This window comes from Dysgonomonas gadei ATCC BAA-286, assembly GCF_000213555.1.
Classification (GTDB): domain Bacteria; phylum Bacteroidota; class Bacteroidia; order Bacteroidales; family Dysgonomonadaceae; genus Dysgonomonas; species Dysgonomonas gadei.
On record NZ_GL891994.1, the window covers coordinates 39,803 to 49,098 of the forward strand.

The 9,296-nt window shown below is 38.5% G+C and carries 4 protein-coding genes; 3 read left to right on the forward strand and 1 reads right to left on the reverse strand.

Annotated features, from left to right (window positions below):
* The first annotated feature begins 3 nt into the window (after positions 1-3).
* The 3 genes from HMPREF9455_RS19800 to HMPREF9455_RS19810 are packed head-to-tail and all read left to right on the forward strand — an operon-like array spanning position 4 to position 7,196.
* The gene (locus HMPREF9455_RS19800; RefSeq protein WP_006801541.1) at positions 4-2,499 is read left to right on the forward strand and encodes a zinc-dependent metalloprotease; all 2,496 of its coding nucleotides are present in this window, start codon (positions 4-6) and stop codon (positions 2,497-2,499) included.
* Positions 2,500-2,537: 38 nt separating this feature from the next.
* Complete coding sequence (locus tag HMPREF9455_RS19805) at positions 2,538-5,831, forward strand: SusC/RagA family TonB-linked outer membrane protein (protein ID WP_006801542.1); 3,294 nt, start codon at positions 2,538-2,540, stop codon at positions 5,829-5,831.
* A 21-nt stretch (positions 5,832-5,852) separates the two neighbouring features.
* A complete protein-coding gene (locus HMPREF9455_RS19810; RefSeq protein WP_044216885.1) occupies positions 5,853-7,196 on the forward strand; it encodes a RagB/SusD family nutrient uptake outer membrane protein in 1,344 nt (447 codons plus the stop codon).
* Positions 7,197-7,421: 225 nt separating this feature from the next.
* Here HMPREF9455_RS19810 and HMPREF9455_RS21485 read toward each other — a convergent pair whose 3' ends face one another.
* On the reverse strand, positions 7,422-7,628 hold the full coding sequence (locus tag HMPREF9455_RS21485) for a hypothetical protein (protein WP_472925182.1): 207 nt from the start codon (positions 7,626-7,628) through the stop codon (positions 7,422-7,424).
* Between the last annotated feature and the right edge of the window lie 1,668 nt (positions 7,629-9,296).

Sequence of the window (9,296 nt, forward strand, 5' to 3'; positions counted from 1 at the left end):
CTTATGAGAATTTTATTATTTTTTATTATTTTATTTTTACCATTCACAGTAGAAGCTAACGTTGGAGCATTTAAGAAAAAGAAGGAGAAGGAAAAACCTGCCGAAAAAGTTGAAAAAACGGATAAATTTAAACAAATTACAGATAGCGCGACATGCGACACAGGTCTTTTCCCTATCTATAAAAAACAAAATGATTTCTATTTTCTTATTCCGGACAGCCTTACCAAGCGCGATTTCCTTATTGTAAACAAAATATCGCAGGTACCGTCCAATTTTAATGATGCCGGAATCAATAAAGGCATGAATTTCGAAAGTATAGTTATTCAGTTCGAAATAAACAAAGATCAGAAAAAGGTATATACCTTACAATATAAGCCATTTATTGAAGTATCGGGCCTGACTAAAATCAGTGAAAGCGTTGCCAGCAACTTTGGTAAGTCTATTTTAGAGTCATTCGATATAGAAGCTTACAACCAGGATAGTACTGCTGTGTTGGTCAAGGTTAATAAGGTATATGACGGAACAAAAACCAGCTTTAACAATGTGTTTGGGATGACAGGAATCGGTACCAGTCCGATAAAAGACTATTCTTATATCTCTACGATGAAAAGCTTTCCGCAAAACATCGTTGTTAAATCTATGCAAACAACCAAGATACCGGGGGCCCAGACAGAAGCCAATCTTACCGTAGAGGTTACATCCAACCTTGTATTATTGCCTGGAACACCGATGACTCCGCGTTTCGAAGATACACGTGTGGGATATTTTACTACCCCCCGCTGGTACTTTAGCGATGAACAACATGAACTTGAAAAAAGAGAAGTAGTGACACGCTGGCGTCTCGAGCCTAAAGATAAAGAAGCTTATTTTCGCGGAGAGTTATCAGATCCTGTCAAGCCAATCGTTTTCTATATCGATCCGGCAACGCCTGCACAATGGCGAAAACATATAATACAGGGCGTTTACGATTGGCAGGAAACATTTGAAGCCGCAGGATTTAAAAATGCAATCATTGCAAAAGAAGTAACCGACGAAACGGATTTTGACATAGACGATGTCCGTTATTCGGCGGTAACATATGCAGCATCGGACAGGGCCAATGCAATGGGACCATCGGTATTTGATCCGCGTTCGGGCGAGATTATAGAGTCCGATGTTATTTGGTGGCATAATGTAATGACCGCCGTACATTCCTGGATGCGTGTACAAACCGGTGTCATAGATGAAAAATCGAGACTCAACAAGTTCGATGATGAACATATGGGAGAAGCTATTCGTTTTATATCCTCTCATGAAATCGGACATACTTTAGGTTTAAAACATAACATGGGCGCATCATTTTCTTATCCGGTCGATTCTTTGCGCAGCGAATCTTTCTGCTCCAGAATGGCTACGGCTAGTTCTATTATGGATTATGCCCGTTTTAATTATATCGCCCAACCCGAAGACAATGTGACCTCCATTACACCCAAGATAGGAGTGTACGACAAATTTGCCATTGAGTGGGCATACCGTCTTTATCCGGAAAATGATCCACATAAGGAACTGCCCAGATTAAAAACGATGGTAGCGGAGGCCTATAAGAATTCGCAGTATCACTATCTTCCGCAACAGGATATGCGTGAAGCTGTCGACCCGAGGGCTCAGAGCGAAGACTTAGGCGATGATGCTGTAAAAGCCAGTGAATATGGATTGAAAAATTTAAAACGTATCGTTCCTGAAATTCTGAAATGGACGACAAAAGAAGGGGACGATTACCTCAAAGCCGGGAAACTGATGAATGATATTATCGGGCAATGGCATCTGTACTCATATCATGTATTGACCAATGTCGGAGGTATGTATGTCAACCGTACAGTCTATGGCGATGGAAACAAAAGCTATGTACATGTTCCCCGCGATATACAAAAGAGATCGGTTCAATATTTGATTGACAACGTTATTTCATATCCCGGATGGTTGTTCGGAGACGATCTTTACAACTATGTGTACCCCATAAAGGAATCCCCTGAAGGGTACAGGGAATATGCTCCCTTTGTAAGCTATACAAACGCGCAATCATACGTCCTGTGGGATTTATTAAACGATGAACGGCTCGACAGGATGATTGATAATGAGGCTCAAAACGGAAAAATGGCTTATACGGCAACTGAGCTGCTGGGAGAGCTGTACAAGGCTGTTTTTTCAACGACAATACAAGGCCGCCCGTTAAATGTAATTGAAAAAGCGACACAAAAAGCATTTATCGACGCTCTTATTATAGCTGCTGACCGTAACGAAGTCACTAAAGAGAAGAAAAGCTTGGACAATGAAAATGAAAGCTTCAACTCTATTAAACTTTATTCCGGACTTAAACGGGTTTCAGAATCAGTCTCTATAAAAAGAGGAACATTACTCCGGATCGAACGTTTGATGAAATCAAGGTTAACCATTACAGACGAAGCTACCCGCTATCACTATGAAGACATGTTGCTACGCATCGACAAGTCTTTACGTTAAGTAAATTAATTGTTGTAAAAACTAAAAACTGTAAAATAATGAGATTATTAACACTATTGCTTCTTATTATTTCCACTATTACACTTTCGGCTCAAAACACTGTACTTATCAAAGGTAAGGTATTAGCCGAAGATGGAACCCCGCTTCCGGGCGCATCGGTATATATCGATAAAAATACAATCGGAGAGAAAACCGGGATAGAAGGAATGATTACGAACTATAACATGGGAACTATTGCCGATGCTGAAGGTGAATTTACTTTATCTGTTCCCAAAGGTATTACACATTTAACCTGCGCTTTTATAGGCTTTGAAACGCAGCAAGTGGATATTCGCGATAAAGCGGTTGTTACCATTACGATGAAAGAGTCCGGAAACGCACTCGATGCTGTAGTAGTTACCGGCTATCAGACAATAGAACGCAGAAAGTTGACGGCTGCTATTACCACCGTGTCTATTTCGGACGAAAGTGTAGGTACTGTAAACAGTATAGATCAGGCACTGGCCGGACAGGTGGCCGGATTGTCTTCCGTGCTGACTTCGGGTTCACCCACAGCTCCTGTAAAATTACGTATCCGTGGTATTGCTTCGTTAAACGGTACACAAGACCCGTTGTGGGTTCTTGATGGTATGCCTCTCGAAGGTACTGATATCCCGAAATTGGAGAATGACAACGACCTTGATAATATCCGCCAATCATCTATTGCAGGACTAAGCCCGTCCGATATAGAAAGTATAACAATACTTAAAGATGTGGCAGCCACTGCCATTTATGGAGCCCGCGCTGCAAATGGTGTAATCGTTATTACTACGAAAAGAGGAAAGGTAGGAAAGCCCAGAGTGAATGTATCTACTAAATTAACCTATTCTCCTAAAAGAAATATCGACCGCCTGAATCTGATGAATGCCGATCAAAAAGTAGGGCTCGAGCTGGATTTACTACGATATGATAATTACTATCTGCAAAAAATGGGAGGCGTCCACCAAATATTACAAAATAATAATCTGGTAAACGATTACCTTAATAATGGCTGGAACGCTCTTCCTTCACAGGTACAGCAGGAAATTAATAACCTGAGAGCAATCAATACTGACTGGAACGATATTCTTTTCAGGGATACATTCGATCAGGAATACAATGTAAGTGTATCAGGAGGAAGTGAAAATATGCAGTATTATAACTCGTTTAGCTATTCTTCCCAGAATGGTAATGTGGAAAAAGTTTCGTCCGATCGTTTCAGTTTAATGAGTAAAACCAATTATAAATTTAATAATCATGTAAAAACGGGCTTATCAATCCATCTCAATCGTCGGACCAACAGCTCATATTTATCTGATACATACGGAATTGCAAATCCGCTATCGTATTCCCGAAAAGCGAATCCTTACCAACAGCCTTATGATGCTAATGGAAATTATTCATATGATTACAACGTGCAGGATAGCGACAGAGGTCTTAAGTTTAATATATTCGAAGAATATGAAAACACAAGCAACAAGACAGATATTACCTCGTCAAACATTATCTGGGACTTGGAATTCAGGCTATTAAATGACCGGTTGAAATTGACATCCCAGCTTGGAATACAATCAGACAAGACATCGATAAAACAGATTGCGGAAGAAGAATCTTTCACAATGCGGGAACTTCGTCAGGACAGCTTCAAAGGAGGTAAATCTTTTCTGCCTGATGGAGGTGTCATCAGAAATAATGAGAACGATAATTCACAAGTGGCATGGAAAGGTATGGCCGAATACAGGGATACCTATAATGGCATACACGAATTAGAAGTGATGGGCGGTAGCGAAATCAGGAAAACATGGTATACTACTTTGTATAGCGCCGGTTTCGGATATAATTCGTCAACAGAAACGACTCAACCGATTGTTTTTCCGGATGCATCCAGTGCGCAATTATCCAGATACAGACAGTATCAAAGGATCAGACAGGTCAATGCCTATGCCTCTTTCTTTGCCACTGCATCTTACTCTTTATTACAACGTTATATACTGGGAGGTAGTATTCGTTTCGATGGTTCGGATCTTTTTGGAGTAGATCCTAAATACCGTTATTTACCTCTTTATTCCGTAAGCGGGTCGTGGAGAGTAATGGAAGAACCATTTATGAAAAACCAGAAAAATTGGCTGGATAACCTGGCTATCAGAACTTCTTATGGTATTCAGGGTAATATTGATAAAAAAACATCGCCATATTTATTGGGTAAATATGAGGTTAGGAGTCTTTTACCTGACGGCTCAGAGCAAATTATAAGTATCGCCAGTGCGCCGAATGACAAGTTACGTTGGGAGAAAACAAAATCAGTTAATCTCGGTGTAGATATTTCTGTATTGAAACAAAGAGTAAATCTTAGTGTCGATTATTATTACCGCAAAGGTACAGACCTTATAGGTTTCCAGATGCTTCCGCTCGAAACAGGATTCTATTCCACCAACATTAACTGGGCAAGTATGACTAATAAAGGTATTGAGATTGCTTTAAGGACTGAGAATATTACAACCAAAGATTTCTCATGGTATACAAACCTTAACTTCGCATATAATAAAAACAAAGTCCTGAAAGAAAAGGTGGGCGACCAAAATGTCCTTCCAAGTAGGGAAGGGTATCCTGCAGGGGCAATATTCGCCCTGAAAACAGACGGGCTGGATGAAGATGGCCTTCCGTTATTTGTAGACAAACAGGGAAATAAAGTTACTTTAGAGGAACTATATAAGTTACAGGATGTTTGGGGAATAGGCCTGGCCTCCTCGGATGTAACACCTCTTGAAGAACGCGGATTTTACTCATATATGGGAACTAAAGATGCTCCATATACAGGTGGAATACTGAACACATTCTCATATAAGAACTGGGAGTTATCATGCAATATAGCATATTATCTGGGGGCGCATGTCCAAATCAGGCCGCCTTACAGCAACAACTCTACCCATATAGGGCAGAATACCGATACTTCCATACTGGATAGATGGACTCCCGAAAATCCTGACGGAAAATTCCCGGCTATCTGGGATGGTGTTACGCGCAGTCTTGAATACAACTGGTACAATTCCCGGGAGGATATCTACCGGAGCCTGGATATATGGGTTAAGAAACAAAACTATTTCCGCCTGCAGAATGTCCGTTTAGCCTATAATATACCACAAGCATTAACACGGAAGCTAACAATAAATAATGCGACAGTTGCTTTGGAAGCCCGCAATCTGTTGGTATGGGGGACCAGTTACAAAAATTATTTAGATCCTGAAACTATGGGGAATAAATTCGCAACACCCATTCCGCGATCATTTGTTTTTAGTTTGAACTTCAATTTTTAATAATCCAAATTAATGACTGTTATGAAATATATAATACAATTACTATTCTTTAGCGGCATATTGGCATTGTCATCCTGCGGTGATTTCCTCGATATAAAACCTACTGGCAGTGTCATACCGCAAACATTGGACGAGTATCGTGCTCTGCTCACCGGAGCATATAGCGGCTTTCCTAGTGACAGAGGAGTTGTCGGATTCCGTGCAGATGAGATGCAGGTCAATGAGACTGATGAATTTGATATGGATAACTATGGCGATATGCAGATATGGATAGACCGTCCGTCAAGTGACGCATCATATACAACAGGATGGATTGATTATTATAGCACAATATTTATAGCTAATGAAATAATAGATGCATATAATGACAAAACAATAAAAGATGGTTCACAGGAAGAGCTAAATCAGCTAGCAGGCGAAGCTTATATGATGCGTGCTTATTGTCATTTCATACTTGTCAACTTCTATGGTCAGCCTTATACTAAACCCGGAGCGCTGACAACAAAAGCCGTTCCTCTCAAATTAAATAATGATTTAGAAGCTGTACTGACAAGAAATACTGTAGAAGAAGTTTACAAATCTATACTGGATGATATGTCTTTCGCCCGCCAGCTTATCAATGTGAAAATATGGGATGAGAATAAATATCTATACCGGTTCAACACAACTTCGGTCGCTGCTTTCGATGCCAGAATAGCTCTCTATATTGGTAATTGGGAAAATGCGTATAACAAGGCTGAAGAGGTTATTGCAAGCCAGGCATATCTGGAAGACTTGAATGCGGCCGATGCCGTTGTCCCTACTTTGTACACATGTGGAGAAGTTATTACAGCAATGGAATTAACTCCGAGTCAGCAGGTTACCAGAACAGCTTTCCTTACTCCAACATTTATTGATATGTACGACGTAGATGACCTACGTTTTGGGTTCTATTTTGAAGGCCCGAACCAAGATGGCTATTATACAAGTAAAAAAACAGGATACACACAATACCGGCAAACATTCAGGGTCGGCGAATTTTATCTTACATCTGCCGAAGCTGCAGCAAATAAAGATGACTTGTCTCAAGCCCGTAAACGTTTGCTGGAACTTATGAAAAAGCGGTATAATCCGGCAGGCTATAGCGTGAAGGAAACAGCCGTAAATGCAATGTCTAAATCGGAGTTGATTGAAGAAATATTGGCTGAAAGAGCCCGTGAACTGGCTTTCGAAGGGCACCGCTGGTATGACCTTCGCCGTACAACACGCCCTCAGATTATCAAAGAAATAAATGGGCAAACATATACTCTACAGCAGGATGATCCCCGTTATACGATTCAGATACCTAAAGATGCCATTGAAGCTAATCCCGGTTTGGAAAACTAAAAGCATACAACCATTTTAAATTAGATACACACTACTTTTTTCTTATATGAATAGGATTAAGTTGGCTGATTGTTAATAATATTAATAATCAATCAATCTTAATCCTATTTTGTACTTTATGTAGATTTTTGTTGCATTATTATGACAGCATCAATAGATACATCCAATAAAGAATTTAAAGATAACGCTGCTGGAGCAGATACCTTATATCTGCCAGTTGTTTATTTACCTCACGGGCGTATGTTCGTGCCCCTTAGCCAGATTGTTCTTCGCGGCCCACAATTCGCCGCCTACGTCCGTCTTCGAATAGAACTGTTTCATTTCCCTGTCGATACTGATGCGGATCATTATCACCGACAGGCCTTGTCTGTTCACATGGTCGCTCTGTAAATAAAACGAAATCTCGAATGTACTTTTTTCATAAACTTTTATTTTTAATTATTGAAAGGGAAAGGCTAAACTTATATACCAAGACGATATTTCAAATAATCATAGAGACATATTAGTTTACGAAAGTGAGTTCCGTTTCTGCTATCATCAATAAGCGACATGTTTTCTTCAAGATATTGCCTCAAATCCTCTGGATTAATTTTATCTATTGATAACAAAGGGGTGTAAATCATTATATGCAGATGATTATTTTTACAACCATTCTTTAATTCAAGAAAGGACTTGTAGTTTCTATTAATTTCAGCCTTCTTGTTTTTATAACTCAGGGCAACCGCCCGAAAATCAGGAATTTTAACCGTCGATCTTATTTGCATTTTTTAACTATATATAGTTAAAACCTGACACTTCTGAGAACTTTTTTACTATTTTCATCCTGTCATTTTTTATTTCATTAACTATATATCGTTAAAAGGTAACACAGAAAACAATTAATAATTAAGAATGAAAAATTAAGAACCAACGGTCAGCAGAGCTAGTTTTTTCCCTCGTAACTTGTAACTGCCCGCAGGGCGCAGTAATTTGTAACTCTTAAAAAAGGTAACAAAGGTAACACATGTTTCAGCTTTTAGCTGATAGCTATTCGCCGTTAGCTTAGGCTATCGCATAAGTGGCTTTACAGTGAACAGTCATCAGTCAGCAACTTGTATCTCGTGTCTTGTTTACTTGTATCTCATATAACTTTCAACTTATTACTCAATACTTACTACTTTGATAAGGTAACAAAGGTTACACCATTTCACTCATTTGCTAATATGCTAATTTGCTAATTCATCTTGTCAAAGAGCTATCAGCCAACAGCTAATGGCTATCGGCTAAAAAATGTATAGATAAACTTTCCGCATAAAAACACATATTTCGTGCGTTTACCCTATCTATTTCTAAATGAATCTAATAAAAGCATAACAATTACTATTAGTTTTTTAGTGTAACGCAGGGATTTCGAAAGACGGTCAGCGGAAGATAATGAATTGCGTATATAGTCAGTAAAGGGGTTACAGTATGATTTGAACATCTCGAAAAGTGACTCCCTTCTATAATATCCACATAGGTAAAAATGCGCAGATATTAATGTTTTCTGACCAGATATTTCCTCATTATTTTTCTTACTCTAATTACATTTATTCAACGAATAATATTATTGATAAATCAATCGAATATAATTGAATGGATGAAATTATACCATTATTGACGTAACCTTTTTTATAATATAAAGAAACGATTTCGATTACCATAAATTTAACTATTTTTTATGCAGACGCCTGTTATTAAAATTCATTACAGTCCCTATATATGGCTATTTTACAATCTATTGAATAGCAATTTGAATTAAATTATTGAAATCAAAAACAATAGGGTTAACGTTTATTTTAGAGTTTTAACCCGATTTTAACCCATTAATTAATCCTAAACCTCCGATTTTCAAACAAAAAATAAATAAAACGAATACTAGAAAAAAAGACAATTAGTCTAAGTATAAAATATACTTTAAATCTTAATTAATGCATAGAATCACACAAAATATATCGATAAACAAATCCACTTTTTCTTTTGAAAATTTGGCACTTAACCATATTTTTATTAGAGAGAGAGAGAGAGAGAGAGAGAGAGAGAGAGAGAGAGAGAGAGAGAGAGAGAGAGAGAGAGAGAGAG